Genomic DNA, 14,702 nt, shown 5'->3' on the forward strand with positions numbered 1-14,702 from the left:
AATGGCGAAGATCATTCTCACCACCGACGTCGCCAACCTCGGTGGGCCCGGCGACATCGTCGAGGTCAAGGACGGCTACGCACGCAACTACCTGCTCCCCCGCGGCTACGCCATCGTGGCCACCAAGGGCGCGGAGAAGAACGTGCGCACGATCAAGCGGGCGCAGGAGAGCCGTCGCATCCGCGACCTCGACCACGCCAAGGAGATCAAGGCGACCCTGGAGGGCCTCGGCGCCATCCAGCTGAGCGGCAAGGCGGCCGAGGGCTCGAAGAAGCTCTTCGGTTCGATCACCACCGCCGAGATCGTGGACGCGATCAAGGCCGCGGGTGGCCCGCTGCTCGACAAGCGCGTCATCGAACTGAAGGACCACATCAAGACCGTGGGCAAGCACTCGGTCGGCGCCCGCCTGCACCCCGACGTCCGCGTCGACGTGCGGCTCGAGGTCAAGGCCAAGTAACACCGCTTCGGCAAAGGGCGGGACGTCTCCATCGCGGAGAGGTCCCGCCCTTTGCTTTACGCGGAACCCCATCGGGGCGGGCTACGTCTTAGGCTTGACGGGGGATCAGGGCATTATCGAGACTCGACGTCGAGGTACGGGGACTCAAAGGGGATCTGGAGCCAATGGCTTACGACAGCAACGCCGAGCAGAACCGGCAGGAGAAGGTCACGGTGTCCGCGCCGGCGAACCCGGACAGGCCGCCTTCGACGTCGGGCGGGGGTGGCGGCGGGTTCAGCTTCGACAAGGACAAGATCGACGGCATCATCAAGAAATGGACCGATCTGCAGGCCGAGCTGAAGAAGGACTACCGCGACGCCAACCTGATGGCGAACGTCAAGGCGCCGGGCAAGGAGTTCGCGAGCGGCGACTGGGAGAAGCTGGCGAACCCCTCGGGCAAGGCGTTCCTGGAGCAGAACCAGAAGATGCAGGACTACGTCCAGAACTACATCGATCAGCTGACCGCCGCCAAGCAGAAGATCGCCACGAACGAAGCCGAGACGCAGGCCTCGCTGAACAAGCACAAGGCCGTGTGATGCGCCGTTCCCTCGTTCTCCTCGTCGCGGCGGGTGCGCTGGTCGCCGGCTGTTCGGGCACCAAGAACGGCACGGCCTCTTCGGAGCCGTCCTACACGACCGGGGCCGGTTCCTCGAGCGCGTCGAGCGGTTCGTCCGGCTCCGCGCCGAAGGTGTCGAATCCCCTGAAGACCTCCTCGATCGAGAGCGACGCCTGCGCCGCGCTTTCCGCGGCGAAGCGATCCGAGCTCGGGCTCGGCGAAGGTGAGCGCGGGACCACGAGCGCGGGGCCCGGCTGTTCGCTCTTCGCCGCCGACGAGAAGCTGAATCAGATCGACATCAGCCCGGTCCTCGCGAACAAGAACGGCCTGAGCGACGTCTACGACACGAAGGCCAACGACGAGTACTTCGAGCCGACCGAGGTCAGCGGCTACCCGGCGGTGTACGCCGCGTCGCTCGACCACCGCAAGAACGGCAAGTGCGGTCTCTTCGTCGGCGTGACCGACCAGCTGGCCGTGAACATCCTGGTGCAGTACGACAGGGGACCCGGCGCGAGCGATCCGTGTCCCGTCGCGCTCAAAGTGGGGGAAGCGATGATCCAGACGTTGAAGGAGGGCTGACGCATGTTCCTGCTGCCGATCATCGCCGGGTACTCGGCCTACAACCTGGCGACCACGAAATCCGGCGACTTCGAAGCGTCGGGCGGCGATCGCAAGATCGACTGCTACAACATCTGGGAGAAGATCGTCACCGGTCCGGGTACCGGGTCGATCCAGGAGGGGCAGGCCGCGGCGACCCGGCTCAAGGCCGGTTACCAGGACAGGCTGACCACCATCGACAACCTGTCGAAGGAGATGGACGCCGCCTGGACCGGCAAGAGCGCCGAAGCCGCGCAGCAGTCCGGCGCGCATCCGCTGCGGGCGTGGATGGACGACTCCGGCAAGAAGCTGGTGGACTCCGACAAGTACCTCGGCGAGCAGAACACCGCGTTCACCACGGTGAAGGCGAAGGTGCAGCAGGTCCCGAAGGACCCGCCGAAGAACAACCTGCTCAACTCCGTCACCCCGTGGACCACCGACACCGACCGCGCGATCCGGGACTACAACTCCAAGGGTCAGGCGAACGTCGACGCGTTCAACGAGTACTTCAAGGCCAGTTCCGAGAACGGCAAGGGTCTGCCCACCTACAACAAGATGGAGGGGCAGAAGACCAACGTCGACGTGAGCGGCGGCGGCAAGGGCAAAGACAAGGACAAGGACGGCAACGGCCAGGGCGACCGCAACGGGAACAACGGCATGCCGGGCATCTCGACGCCGCCCGGTTCGATGCCGCCCGGCGGGATGCCGAACGTCCCCGGGGCGAACATTCCGGGCATCGGCACGCCGGGTTCGAACCTGCCGGGGTCCAACCTGCCGGGCAGCAACCTGCCCGGATCGAACTTTCCCGGGTCCAACCTGCCGGGCTCGAACCTGCCCGGCGGGCAGTACAACCCGAACATCCCCGGCAGCAATTACAAGCCGCCGTCCTGGGACGACGGGACGAGCGCGTCCGGCTACACCCCGCCGAAGATCCCCGGTGCCGGCGGCTTCGGCCCGGGTGGTGGCGGAGGCGGTGGCGGCGGCTTCGGCGGTACCGACATCCCGGGTGCGGGCGGCTTCGGTCCGGACGGTGGCTTCGGCCCCGGTGGCGGCGGGTTCGGTCCCGGCGGCAGCAGCGGCGCGGCCATGCCCGGCGGCGCGGGTGCGATGGGCGGCGCGGGCATGGGCGGCGGCGCCGGTGGTGCCGGTTCCGGTGCCGGAGCGGGCCGCGGCGCCGGCGGGATGATGGGCGGCATGGGCGGTATGGGAGCCGGTGGCGCCAAGGGCAAGGGCGGCGAGGACGAGGAGCGCAGCGCCAAGTTCCTGGTCGGCGACGACCCCAACGAGATCTTCGGAACCGACGAACTCACCGCACCGCCGGTGATCGGGGAGTAATACGAACATCCAGGCCGGGCGCGTGCCAAGATTGGGGCCGCGCCCGGCTTGTCTCGTTCCGGGCTGGACGGACAAGAACGACTAGGGGGCAGTTCCGGTGCTGGACAAGCAGGTCACGATCACGACCGGCACCCTCATCACGCTGATCCGCCGCCGGGGCGGTGAGCCGCACACGATCCTGTCGGAAACCCCGACCTGGTACGGCGAAGAGGCGCAGCGGGCCGAGGACGAGCGGACCAACGAAGAGCTGGCGAGTCAGGGGCTCTTCGGCGCACGGGGCCTGCACCCCGGGTTCAAGGCGACGCTCGAAGCGATCGCCAGGCCGTCGCTGGAGTACTACGGCTGGGTCGACGGCGGGTTCGAGGGCAAGGCGCTGAGCTTCACCCTGCTCGCCGGGAGCGCCGGTGGCGAGGGCTTCGTCCTCGCCCGCCACAGCGAGCACGACGGCGTCGCGCTCGCTTCGGTGCGGCCCGAAGAACTGCTCACCGAGTTCCTCGACCAGATCCCGAAGCTCGCGCCGGGACGCGGGCGGCCGGTCGCCGTCCCGAAGAGTCAGGTCGAGACCTCGCGCGCGTCGTCGACGGCGCAGGATGAAGGCTTCGAGGTGCTCCGCAGCGGCCGCCAGAGCGCCGGCAGCCAGGAGGCGGACGAGCTTCGCCGCATTCTCGCGTTACGCCGTTTGGGGAGTGGCAGCCTGTACGTCGCCGCTCGCGGCCGGAGCGGCGCGCGGCAGCGGATCGAACGCCCGGTGAACTACATCGATACGTCCGAGGGCCGGTGGCTGACCGAGGAGATACCGGGAAGTGGCGAGCCGAGGATCGCCTTCACACCCGCCGACCAGCAGGTTCTCGGCGAACGACTACGGAGCGCACAGGGCAGGTTGTTCGCGTCCTGAATTCCGCGCCGTTCAGCCCACCGGGTCAACCCTCTACTCTCCGTGGCATTCATCCACAGGGCACCCCTGTGCGCCCCCGTGCGACACGCCGAGCGACGTGTTTTGCCCGACACGCCGTCGCGAGTTGAATAAAGTTCTCCACAGTCTCTCCACAGGCTCTGACCAGCGCTTTTGTCAGACCATCCCAGCGTTGCCCACAAGTTGTACACAGGCTTCGGGCCACCTGTGAAGGGATGCCCGCAGTCATCCCCAGGTTATCCACAGGGCGGTCCCCAGGCGAAATTGCGCTGGTCCTTTCGGGGGGCCTACCGTGCCCGCCGGGCGGGTACACACCGTGGTGTTCTTCCGGCCCGGAGGTGGACGCAGGGGAGCGCCGGGGGCCTGGGGAGGGCGGCCGGCGGGCGCAGGCGGAGTGACCGGGGAAAATCTGGCATAATCGAACGCGTGTTCGATGTCTTGAGGAGGTGGCAGCAGCGGTGGCGCTGACCGACGACCGCAATCCGACGTACGCGGATTCCGACCCGGGTCCCAGTGACCCCGGTCCGCGCGGCGGGGAGTACGACCGCCAGCCGCCACAGGACATCGCGGCCGAGCAGTCCGTGCTCGGCGGCATGCTGCTGTCGAAGGACGCCGTCGCCGACGTCATCGAAGCCCTCGGACCCGACGACTTCTACCGGCCGGCGCACCAGGCGATCTACGACGTCATCCTCGACCTCTACGGGCGCGGCGAGCCCGCCGACCCGATCACCGTCTCCGCCGAACTGGAACGCCGCGGCGAACTCGGCCGCGTCGGCGGCGCCCCGTACCTGCACACCCTGATCGCGACGGTGCCGACGGCGGCGAACGCCGGGTACTACGCGGAGATCGTCTCCGAGAAGGCCGTGCTGCGGCGCCTCGTCGAGGCGGGCACGCGGATCGTGCAGTACGGCTACGGCGCGGCCGCGGCCGACGGCGCGAACATCGACGAGGTCGTCGACCGCGCGCAGGCCGCGATCTACGACGTCACCGAGCGGCGCACCAGCGAGGACTACGTCGCGCTGGAAGAGCTGCTCCAGCCGACCATGGACGAGATCGACGCGATCGCGTCGCGGGGTGGGCAGTCGCAGGGCATCCCGACCGGGTTCGCCGACTTCGACGATCTGACCAACGGCCTGCACCCCGGCCAGATGATCATCGTCGCCGCGCGTCCCGGTGTCGGGAAGGCGCTCGCGCTGGACACCCCGCTGGCCACTCCCGGCGGCTGGACGACCATGGGCGAGGTCAAGCCCGGTGACAGGCTGATCGGCGCGAACGGCCGTCCGACGACGGTGGTCGCCGCGACCGAGGTCATGAACGGCAGGCCTTGCTACGAAGTCGAGTTCTCGGACGGCACGGTGATCCTCGCGGACGCGGAACACCAATGGCAGACCGACACGAGGGCGTCCCGCCGTTCGACGAGCGGTCCGGCGGTGCGGACGACGGAAGAGCTGGCGGCCACCCTGCGGTGCGATACCGCGGATCGGCGCGCCAACCATTCGATCGGCACCACGGCTCCGTTGCAGTTGCCTGAGCGCGATCTCCCGCTGCACCCCTACGCGCTCGGAGCCTGGCTGGGAGACGGCCACTCGGCCAGTGCGCGCTTCACCACGGCGGACCCGGAGATCATCTGCTATCTGGAAGCGGAAGCCGGGCTTCTGGTGGAACGACGGGGCGAACTGTCGTACACCCTGCGGCTGGTTCCCCCGGATCCGGTCGAATACCGGCGTTGTGAGGTCTGCGGAGAACCGTTCCTTCCCCAAACCTCCCAGGTGCGGACGTGCGGCCGTTCCTGCGGCGGCAAGGTGCGTTTCCAGAGTGCTCCGGTGCCCGCGCCGACCTGCCCCGACTGCGGGCGCCCGTCGTCGGGGATGCGCCTTTGCCAGGCCTGCCGCAACGAACACGGCAGCGTGCAGGCGATTCTCCGTACGCTGGGCGTTCTCGGCGACAAGCACATCCCCGTGGACTACCTGCGGGCGTCCGTCGAACAACGCCGTGCGCTGCTGGCCGGGCTGCTCGACACCGACGGCACCGTGAACCACTCCGGCGCGGTCCAGTTCGTCGTGACGAACAAGGTGCTCGCCGAACAGACCCGGGAACTGATCGTCAGCCTCGGTTACCGCTGTTCGCTCACGACCAAGAAGGTCAAGGGGCGCAGCGAGGAGACCTCTACGGCGTACATCCTCGGCTTCACCACCCAGGATCGGGTGTTCTGGCTGCAACGCAAGCACCTGCTGCAGAAGGAACGCCTCACCAACGTCCGCGTCCGCCCGCATCTTCGCTACATCGTGGACGTCCGCCCCGTACCGTCCGTTCCGGTGCGGTGCGTGGAAGTCGACGCGCCGGACCATCTGTACCTGGCCGGGCGATCGATGGTCCCGACCCACAACTCGACGCTCGGGCTGGACTTCGCGCGTTCGGCGTCCATCAAACACGGTCTGACCAGCGTCATCTTCTCGCTGGAAATGAGCAGGACCGAGATCGTCATGCGCATGCTCTCGGCCGAAGCGCGGATCCGCCTGGCGGATATGCGCGGTGGAAAGATGTCCGACGACGACTGGACGCGGCTCGCGCGCCGGATGAGCGAGGTCTCCGAGGCGCCGCTGTTCGTCGACGACTCGCCGAACATGACGATGATGGAGATCCGCGCGAAGGCCCGGCGGCTCAAGCAGCGCAACGACCTCAAGCTCGTCGTCCTCGACTACCTCCAGCTGATGACCTCGGGCAAGCGCGTCGAGTCCCGGCAGCAGGAGGTCTCGGAGTTCTCGCGGCAGATGAAGCTGCTGGCCAAGGAGATCGAGGTCCCGGTGATCGCGATCAGCCAGCTGAACCGTGGTCCCGAGCAGCGGACCGACAAACGCCCGATGCTGTCCGACCTCCGTGAGTCCGGCTCGCTGGAGCAGGACGCCGACCTCGTCATCCTGGTCAACCGGCCCGACGCCTGGGAGCGGGACGACCCTCGGGCGGGCGAGGCGGACCTGATCATCGCGAAGCACCGTGCCGGGCCGACGGCGACGATCACCGTCGCGCACCAGCTGCACTACAGCCGCTTCGTCGACCTGTCACACGACTAGTCAGCGCTTGGCCGAGGGAGCGCCTCCGCGCAGGGCGCCCTCGACCAGCGCGACGGTCGCGCGCGGGTCGTCGACTTGGAGGACCAGCCGGGTGTAGCGCTCGTCGGCGAGTTCGATCACGACGGCCTTCGACGCGTCCTTGACGTCCCAGAAGACCTTTTCGCCGTCGAGGTGGAACGTGCCCGCCGTGATCACGCCGGGCACGTGGGCACCCGGCGCCCGGATTCCCTTGGGGTCGGCGGTGATGCCGGGGTCCGCGGTCGCGCCGCGGACGTTGGCCAGCGGGATGGACAGCCTGCTCTTCAGGGCCCAGAGCTTGTCGAGACCTTCGATCACGACAACGAGTTCGCCGCCGTCGATGGTGACCAGTGCCATGTCTGTTTCCTTGTCAGTCGAGGGGATCGAGGCGTTGGGTCAGCGCGTCGCCGACCCCGCCGGGGTTTCCGCGCAGGCGGATGCCCAGCGCGGCCGCCGTGAGGGCGGCGGCCAGGGCGATGGAGACGCCGAGCGCGTCGGCGATGGCCTGGTCGACGGCGGCCAACGCCGCGGCCACCTCGGCGGCCACCTCCTCGTCGGCCGGTGCCCGTTCGACCGCCGCGAGCAGCAGCAGCCCGAGGTCGGCCGACGTGACGAGCCGCAGCGCGGCCGCGGCGTCCGATGCCGAGGCGAGCGCCTCGGTCAAGGGGCGGACGTCGTCGGCGAGGTGGCGGCGCAGGGCGATCAGGTAGAGGCCGCGCTTGCTGCCGAAAGTCTTGTAGAGGCTGTTGCGGTGCACGCCGAGGTGGGCGACGAGGTCGTCGATGGACACCCCGTCGTACGCGCGGCCACCGAACAACCCCACGGCGGCGCGCACCACCTCGTCCTCGTCGAACGCCCTTCGCCTACCCATGGCACGACGATAGACTTTTGAGGAACGATCAGTCAAGAACGATCGTTCCTCAAAAGGCTGCTAGCCGAGGAAGTCGATGACGTCCTTGCCGAACCGGCGATCGGTCATCACCGTGTGGTGCCGCCGTCCCTCGTAGATCTTGAGATCGCCGCGGCGCACCCGGTCGGCCAGCCGCTCGGCGAGCCCGGGCGGGTACAGGGCGTCCCGTCCACCGGCGATCACCAGCGTGGGCGCGGTGATCTCGCCGAGGCGGTCTTCGATGTCGAAGGTGTCCTCGGCCCTCAGCATGGCCACCATGCCGCCCGGATCCGCCGGGCGGCTCGGGGTCAGCCCCAGCAGACCGGCCATCAGGGCCCGTCCGAGCGGGGAGTCCGCGACCGTGGGCGCCAGTGCCATCGCCGCGGACCGGTATCGCCCGGCGGCCAGCAGGTCCGCGTACTCGCGCTGGACGCGGCGGCCGTCCGGTCCGAGGCGGGGGCCCGCGGCCCCGACCACCAGCCGGCGCACCAAGCCGGGATGGTCGGCGGCGAACTGCAGCGCCAGGCACCCGGCCGTGGACAGACCGAGTACGTCCACCGGGCGGTCGAACCGGGCCCGCAGTTCCTCGGCGTGGTGGGCGGCGAGATCGGCCATGGTGACGCCGGGTGCGAGCCCGGGACGGCGGCCGACCGTCAGCACGGTGAAGCGCGCGGCCAGCGGCTTGAGGGAGCGCGCCTCCGCCCACCGGGCGGCCCCCGTGGGGTTGGCCGAATCCGGCAGCACCGCACGGAAGACCACGAGCGGGTTTCCCGTTCCGAACTCCAGGTAGGCGGCGCCTCCGGCCAGTACCCCTTCGCGCACGGTCACTCCTTGGTCAGTCCTGAGGCGACTATGTCGATGAGCCTGTCGAGCACGGCGGGGTAGCGCTGCTCGCCGAGGTCCTGGCGATGCATGGGCAGCAGCAGGACGGCCTGGAGTACCCCGATCAGCTCGTCGTCGTCGACCTCGATGAGCTGCCCCTTGCCCCTGGCCGCCTCCAGGAACCCGGGCAGCGGCAGCATCCGCTCCGCCCTGGCCATCTCGTCCGGGCCCAGGCGCCGGGCTACCGCCCGCATCTCCTCGGGATGGGTGACGAGCCGCCGGTAGAGCGGGTTGTCGTCCAGCATCCGCACGGTGGCGCGCAGGAAACCGCCGAGGGCGTCGCGGGCGTTCTCGGCCTCGTCCAGCACCTCCGCCAGGTGTTCGTGCAGCCGCGGGGCCTGCCGCAGCATCAGCTCCAGGTACAGCGCTTCCTTGGAGTCGAAGAAGGCGTAGAAGCTGCTTTTGGCGATCCCGGCGGGAGCGACGAGTTCGTCCAGTGAGGTCTTGCGCAGGCCCTGCGCGGCGAACAGGTCACGTCCGGCGTCCAGGAGCAGCTCGGTGATCCGGGCGCGGTCCTCGGCACTGAACGGGGTCGGCATACCTACTCCTGTGCACCTATGAACAGATTGGTCTTTCGTTCATAGCCTACGCCACCACACGCTCGCGCAGGATCCGCCAGCACAGGTAGACGCAGACGCCCGCCGCGGGCGCCCCGCCCAGCAGCGTGGCGGCGATGCCGAGCGGGACCACCGTTCCGGCCAGGTACAGCGGCAGCAGGACCGCCGCCGCGATGGCGAACTTCGCCAGGAAGACCGCCGTGCAGAGGTGATAGCGCCGCCGTCGCGGGCGGTCGCGCCGCCAGGCGGAACGCTCGCCGCGCACCACACCCATCACCACCCCGATGACCGGCCACCGCACCAACATGGACAGCAGGAACAGCACCCCGCCGCCGGTCTGCGTGACGACCACGGTCAGGTAGAAGTCCGCGGCCTGCCCGGAACTGCCGGCGAGCAGTGCGGAAACGCCGACCACGACCAGCCCGATCGCCGGCTGCCAGACCTTGCGATCGGTGCACAGCCGCACGACGGCGAACACGAGCACGCCGCCGACGGTGATCAGCGCGGACGTCAGCACCTTCCCGGTCGCCAGGTACGCGACGAGGAACAGCGCTCGTGACGCGACGCCTTCAGCGACCGTGCGCCAGCCGCCCACCGCGCTGAACAACGACAACGACTTCCGCGTCAGCATGTCGAGCCCCATCGGCCCACTCCATTCTTCATCGCCCGATGAAGAACACACTACGGGAAAACTCCACCAGGTGATGAAGAATGGATGTTAGGCTCCGGCGACCATGACAGAGCACGACGAACACCGTCGTCCGGGCCGGTGGCGGTCCGGCGCGGAGAGCAAGCAACGGGTCCTTCAGGTCGCCCGCGAACTGTTCGACCGGAACGGGTACAGCGGCACGACCGTGCGGGCGATCGCCACCGCGGCGGGGGTCGACCCGGCGATGGTGTTCTACTTCTTCGGCACCAAACAGGGCCTGTTCAGTGCCGTGATCGACCTGTCCGAAGACGTCCCGCCCGCCATCGAGTCGCTCTTCGACGGCGACCTCGGCGGCCTCGGCGAACGCGTCGTCCGGACGCTGCTGGAGAACCTCGACAAGTCCGATCGCCCGCCGCTGGTCATGCTGACCAGGTCGGCGCCCACCGATCCGAAATCCGAAGCGCTGCTGCGCGAATTCATCGACCGGGAGATCACCGACCGGGTCGCGGCCCTGCTCGGCACGCCGGACGCCGCGCTGCGGGCGGGCATGGTCAACGTCCAGATCCTGGGGCTCGCGGTGGCGCGGTACATCGTGCGCGTCGAGCCGATCGCCTCGGCGTCCGTCGACGACCTGGTCGCCTCGTTCGGCCCGCTCGTGCAGCACTGCCTGACCGGGTGACCGGCCTCAGCCCGGCTGAAAGAACGCGAGCATCTTCCGGGCGGCGTCCGGTGCCGTCAGGAGTTCCTGGACCCGCGCGGACATCCGGGCGGCGGCGCCGGCGCGTTCGAACATCTCGCGTTCGTACGCCTTGACGGCCGTGGGGAAGTCGTCCGGGTGCGCGGCCAGTTCGAGGCCGAGCCGGGCGCCGTCGAGCAGGGCCATGTTGGCTCCCTCTCCCGTCGGCGGCATCAGATGCGCGGCATCGCCGAGCAGCGTGACGTCCGGCGCCGGCTCCCAGGTCAGGCCGATCGGAAGCGTGCTGACCGACCGCGGCACGACCGTGTCGTCGCAGGCCTCGATCAGCGCGAGGATCCGCGCGTCCCAGCCCGGGAGCAGTTCGATCAGCCGTGCCCGGGCGGCGGCCGGGTCGTCGAACGGGATCCCGCTGGTTTCGAACCAGTCCTCGGCCGTGCCGTGGAAGCTGACGCCGATGCGGACGCGGCCGTCGCCGTTGCGCTGCGCCGCCAGGGCAAGTCCGTCGCCGAGCACCCAGTAGGTGCCCCGGCCGACCGGAGACCTTCCGGATCGGGCTCGACTGCCTGCTCGACGGCATCGAAGCCCGTCTCTCACGCTGACGCGCGGTCCAGCGCGGCCCGGCCCGCCGGTTCCCAGGTCGGCTTGCCCCCGGGGAGACCGAGCCTGCCGTTGCGCCCGATGGCGATCAGGTTCAGCGCGCGGAGGACGGCCCAGCCGCGGGCCCGTGCGATGGTCGCGTCGTCCGCGACCTCGTAGCCGTCGAAGAACCGGCTCGCCGCGCCGTCGGGCAGCAGGATCCAGGCGGCGGACAGATCGGTCGCCGGGTCGCCCGCGCACAGGTCGCCGAAGTCGATCACCCCGGCGAGGGTCCCCACGCGGACGATCACGTTCGCGGGATGCAGATCGCCGTGCAGCCAGCTCGGCGGCCCGTTCCACGCGGGCGCCGCGACGGCCTTCTCCCAGATCTCCCGCGTGTGCTCGGTGTCCACCTCGTCGGCGACCGCTTCGCACGAACCGTTGAACCCGTCCCGCAGGGAAGCCAGGGGCAGTCCGCGGGTCGAACTGACCGGCGCGTCCGCGGGCGCCTGCCGGTGCAACGCCCTGAGGAAACCCGCGAGCGCCCCGGCCGAGTCCGTGCGAGTGATCGGCGCGCGGTCCGCCGGCTCGCCGTCGACCCAGCGCGTGATCGTCCAGGTGTGCTCGAACAGATCCGAGGGTTCGCCGACGCGCACCGGGACCGGCGTTGGCAGCGGCAGGCGCTCGGCCAGCACGGGCAGCCACTTCTGCTCGGTGCGCAGAAGCGACGGGGCGCGCCCGGTGCGCGGCAGGCGTACGGCCAGCTCCGGCCCGAGACGCCACTGCTGGTTGTCCCAGCCGCCTTCGACCTCGTGGAGCTCCAGCTCCGCCAGATCCGGATGCTGATCCCGCAGCAACGCCCGCACCAGATCCCGCTCGTACCTGAACTCGCCCATGATCGAGGCTCCCATGTCAGCGTCGTGACTGCCTCGTGTCAGCGCGGCCCGCGAACGTAGTCGCCATGAGGACATCACTGAGGGGTACCAAGAACATCGTCCGCCGGGCCGGCGCCACCGTGCTGGCGGCCGCGCTGCTGACCGGGGTGGCCGTGCCGACGGCCTCCGCCGCACCGGCACGCCCGGATTTGCAGCGGACCATGCAAGAGTTCGTGGACGCCGGATTCGGCGGGATGCAGCTGCGCGTCCGCGACGAGCGGGGCGAATGGACCGGCAGCGCCGGGGTGCGCGAGCTGGGCGGGACCGCGAAACCGCCGACCAACGGGCACTTCCGCGTCGGCAGCACCACGAAGAACTTCACCGCGACCCTGGTGCTGCAACTGGTGGCCGAGGGCAGGATCGAGCTCGACACTTCGGTCGCGGGGTTCCTTCCCCAGTTCGGCCTGGACTCGCGGATCACCGTCCGGATGCTGCTGCAGCACACGAGCGGGCTGTTCAACCACACCGGCCAGTACAACCCGGACGGGACGGTCACGCCGGGGATCCCGTGGGCAGGCAAGGAGTGGGTGGACCTGCGTTTCCACACCTACCAGCCCGAGGAACTGGTGCGGCTGGCGGTGTCCAAGTCGCCGGTCTTCGAGCCGGGCGCGCGGTGGGACTACTCCAACACCAACTACGTGGTGGCCAGGCTGCTGGTCGAGAAGCTCACCGGCCGCCCCTTCGCCACCGAACTGGACCGGCGGATCCTGCGACCGCTGAAGCTGCGTGACACGCTGTCGCCGGGCGCCTGGCCGGGGATGCCCCAGCCGTACGCCCACGCCTACTACCAGTACGAAGACGGCGGTCAGAAGAAGACGATCGACGTCACCCACCAGAACCCGTCCTGGATCTCCAGTGCCGGGGACATGATCTCGACGACGAAGGATCTCCAGACCTACTTCTCCGCACTGCAGAACGGCAAGCTGCTCCCCGCCTGGCTGATGACCGAGATGCGCAAGACCCACCCCGGCAGCGAAAGCCTTTACGGCTTCTACGGTCTCGGGCAGTTCTCGCAGGACTTGGGCCCAGGCTGCGGCGTCATCCTCAACCACAACGGCAGCAACAACGGCTACGGGGCGCTGATGTACAGCACGCCCGACGGCAGCAGGACGTTGACCGGGTCGATCACCGCGGGCGATCCCGAGAACGACCCGGTGCCGTCGTACCCGGCGGCATTGAACAAGCTGGTCAGGACAGTGTTCTGCGACAAGTGAGCTACTCCTCCTCGAGGTGTGTCAGCCGCGAGGTGAGGTCGTCGACGAAGCGGTCGAGGAGGCTGCCGAAGGTCTTGCGGTCCTCCGCCGACCAGTCGGCCATCGCGTCGCCGAACCAGCCGAGGATGGTCCGCAGGTACCGGTCGGGGAGCGCCTTCCCTTCCGGCGTCAGCTCGATCAGGCGCGCTCGCTGGTCGTCCGGGTCCGCGACCCGGACGACCAGCCCTTGCCGTTCCGAGCACACCCGAGGCGCTGGAGCAGCGCAATGCCGTGCTGCGCCGGCTGTCGTCCCTGCCCGAAGACGCGGTCGAGCCGGCGCATTCGGCGCTCACCCTTCCCGAGCCCGCTCCGCCAGCCGTCGTGCCAGCGCGCTGACCAGGTCGCGGAGTTCGCCGGGCCGCTCGATCACGAACGGCCGATCGAGCGCGGCGAGCAGCGGCGGGATCCAGTCCAGCCGCTGGGCCCGGATCCGGGTACGCACCCCGTCGCCGTCCGCTTCCAGGACGGCCACGGACGGTGGGAAGACGGCGCGGACCTGCTCGGGCGTCGCCTCGATCCGCACGGAGACGTCGTGCCGGTGCGGCGTCTCGGCCAACGCGGTCAGCACTCGCTCGGCCGGGTCGAAGCCATCGGGCGTCTCGAAGGTCCCGGTCCGCGCCTCGGCCGCCTTGATCCGGTCGACGCGGAAGGTGCGCACCTCGCCGCTGGCCGAGTCGAAACCGGTCAGGTACCAGCGTCCGGAGTGCGCCACGACGCCGTACGGATGAACCACGCGTTCGCTGGCGCCGCCGTGTCCGGCGAGGTACGCGAGCCCGACCGGGCGCCGGTCCCGCGCCGCCTCCGCGACGGTGAGCAGCACCTCGGCCTCGGCCGACAGGGTTCGCCGGGCGGGCGAGGTGAAGTCGGCGGTCTCCAGCAGCGCGTCCAGCCGTCGGCCGAGTGCTTCCGGAAGTACTCGGCGGACCTTCGCGACCGCGCTCTCGACGGCCGCGACCGACGTGGTGATCAGCCCGGCCCGCCGTCCCGCGACCAGGCCGAGCAGGACCGCCAAGGCCTCCTCGTCGGTGAGCATCAGCGGCGGCATCCGGTAGCCGGGAGCGAGGCGGTAGCCGCCGTACCGGCCGCGCACCGAACGGACCGGGATGTCCAGGTCGAGGAGGTGCTCGGCGTATCGGCGGACGGTGCGCTCGTCGACGTCGAGCCGTCGCGCGAGTTCGGCGACGGTGCGCGTGCCGCCGCTCTGGAGGATCTCCAGCAGCGCGAGCACGCGGGCGATGGGCCTGGTCACCGCCTCAGAATACCGGGCGGATCTTGCCC

16 protein-coding genes and 1 pseudogene are annotated in these 14,702 nt (G+C 69.6%); 8 read left to right on the forward strand and 9 right to left on the reverse strand.

Going from position 1 to position 14,702, the window contains the following annotated elements:
* Nucleotide 1: 1 nt before the first annotated feature.
* The 6 genes from rplI to dnaB all read left to right on the forward strand — a co-directional run bounded on the left by rplI (nucleotide 2) and on the right by dnaB (nucleotide 6,968).
* The gene (rplI, locus tag IE302_RS18195) at nucleotides 2–457 is read left to right on the forward strand and encodes a 50S ribosomal protein L9 (RefSeq protein ID WP_005168124.1); all 456 of its coding nucleotides are present in this window, start codon (nucleotides 2–4) and stop codon (nucleotides 455–457) included.
* Nucleotides 458–621: 164 nt separating this feature from the next.
* Nucleotides 622–1,032, forward strand: a complete 411-nt coding sequence (locus IE302_RS18200; protein ID WP_191255727.1) for a hypothetical protein — start codon at nucleotides 622–624, stop codon at nucleotides 1,030–1,032.
* Complete coding sequence (locus tag IE302_RS18205; protein ID WP_191255728.1) at nucleotides 1,032–1,631, forward strand: DUF3558 domain-containing protein; 600 nt, start codon at nucleotides 1,032–1,034, stop codon at nucleotides 1,629–1,631. The genes IE302_RS18200 and IE302_RS18205 overlap by 1 nt, the downstream gene beginning before the upstream one ends.
* A 3-nt stretch (nucleotides 1,632–1,634) precedes the next feature.
* The gene (locus IE302_RS18210) at nucleotides 1,635–2,984 is read left to right on the forward strand and encodes a PPE domain-containing protein (RefSeq protein WP_191255729.1); all 1,350 of its coding nucleotides are present in this window, start codon (nucleotides 1,635–1,637) and stop codon (nucleotides 2,982–2,984) included.
* A gap of 97 nt (nucleotides 2,985–3,081) precedes the next feature.
* The gene (locus IE302_RS18215; RefSeq protein WP_191255730.1) at nucleotides 3,082–3,879 is read left to right on the forward strand and encodes an ESX secretion-associated protein EspG; all 798 of its coding nucleotides are present in this window, start codon (nucleotides 3,082–3,084) and stop codon (nucleotides 3,877–3,879) included.
* Nucleotides 3,880–4,355: 476 nt separating this feature from the next.
* Nucleotides 4,356–6,968 carry a replicative DNA helicase gene (gene dnaB / locus IE302_RS18220; protein ID WP_191256272.1) on the forward strand — a complete coding sequence of 871 codons (2,613 nt, stop codon included), beginning with the start codon at nucleotides 4,356–4,358 and terminating at the stop codon, nucleotides 6,966–6,968.
* Here dnaB and IE302_RS18225 read toward each other — a convergent pair whose 3' ends face one another.
* Genes IE302_RS18225 through IE302_RS18245 form a run of 5 tightly spaced genes read right to left on the reverse strand, consistent with a single transcriptional unit; the run spans nucleotide 6,969 to nucleotide 9,957 of the window.
* Entirely contained in the window at nucleotides 6,969–7,343 is a 375-nt protein-coding gene (locus IE302_RS18225) for a hypothetical protein (RefSeq protein ID WP_191255731.1), read from the reverse strand.
* A gap of 13 nt (nucleotides 7,344–7,356) precedes the next feature.
* Nucleotides 7,357–7,857, reverse strand: a complete 501-nt coding sequence (locus IE302_RS18230) for a TetR/AcrR family transcriptional regulator (protein WP_191255732.1) — start codon at nucleotides 7,855–7,857, stop codon at nucleotides 7,357–7,359.
* Between the two features lie 60 nt (nucleotides 7,858–7,917).
* Complete coding sequence (locus IE302_RS18235; protein ID WP_191255733.1) at nucleotides 7,918–8,697, reverse strand: alpha/beta fold hydrolase; 780 nt, start codon at nucleotides 8,695–8,697, stop codon at nucleotides 7,918–7,920.
* A 2-nt stretch (nucleotides 8,698–8,699) separates the two neighbouring features.
* Nucleotides 8,700–9,296, reverse strand: a complete 597-nt coding sequence (locus IE302_RS18240) for a TetR/AcrR family transcriptional regulator (protein WP_191255734.1) — start codon at nucleotides 9,294–9,296, stop codon at nucleotides 8,700–8,702.
* A gap of 46 nt (nucleotides 9,297–9,342) precedes the next feature.
* Entirely contained in the window at nucleotides 9,343–9,957 is a 615-nt protein-coding gene (locus IE302_RS18245; protein WP_191255735.1) for a DUF3159 domain-containing protein, read from the reverse strand.
* A 91-nt stretch (nucleotides 9,958–10,048) separates the two neighbouring features.
* Between IE302_RS18245 and IE302_RS18250 the strand changes: the two genes are divergently transcribed.
* Nucleotides 10,049–10,642 (forward strand): TetR/AcrR family transcriptional regulator, encoded by a 594-nt coding sequence (locus IE302_RS18250; protein WP_191255736.1) that lies wholly within the window; start codon nucleotides 10,049–10,051, stop codon nucleotides 10,640–10,642.
* A 6-nt stretch (nucleotides 10,643–10,648) separates the two neighbouring features.
* Here IE302_RS18250 and IE302_RS18255 read toward each other — a convergent pair.
* Nucleotides 10,649–11,194, reverse strand: a pseudogene (locus IE302_RS18255) (FAD-dependent oxidoreductase); the annotation flags it as partial.
* Between the two features lie 56 nt (nucleotides 11,195–11,250).
* Nucleotides 11,251–12,132, reverse strand: coding sequence for an aminoglycoside phosphotransferase family protein (locus tag IE302_RS18260; RefSeq protein ID WP_191255737.1), 882 nt, complete (start codon nucleotides 12,130–12,132; stop codon nucleotides 11,251–11,253).
* A gap of 65 nt (nucleotides 12,133–12,197) precedes the next feature.
* Here IE302_RS18260 and IE302_RS18265 point away from each other — a divergent pair, with 65 nt between their 5' ends.
* Nucleotides 12,198–13,385, forward strand: a complete 1,188-nt coding sequence (locus tag IE302_RS18265; protein ID WP_191255738.1) for a serine hydrolase domain-containing protein — start codon at nucleotides 12,198–12,200, stop codon at nucleotides 13,383–13,385.
* A 1-nt stretch (nucleotide 13,386) separates the two neighbouring features.
* On the opposite strand, the gene IE302_RS18270 is transcribed toward IE302_RS18265, so the two are convergent.
* Both IE302_RS18270 and IE302_RS18275 read right to left on the reverse strand, forming a co-directional pair.
* Entirely contained in the window at nucleotides 13,387–13,629 is a 243-nt protein-coding gene (locus tag IE302_RS18270) for a MarR family winged helix-turn-helix transcriptional regulator (protein WP_229907831.1), read from the reverse strand.
* An 84-nt stretch (nucleotides 13,630–13,713) separates the two neighbouring features.
* Complete coding sequence (locus IE302_RS18275) at nucleotides 13,714–14,673, reverse strand: helix-turn-helix transcriptional regulator (RefSeq protein WP_191255739.1); 960 nt, start codon at nucleotides 14,671–14,673, stop codon at nucleotides 13,714–13,716.
* Nucleotides 14,674–14,702 lie beyond the last annotated feature (29 nt).

This window comes from Amycolatopsis oliviviridis (assembly GCF_014654365.1).
GTDB classification, from domain to species: Bacteria; Actinomycetota; Actinomycetes; order Mycobacteriales; family Pseudonocardiaceae; genus Amycolatopsis; species Amycolatopsis oliviviridis.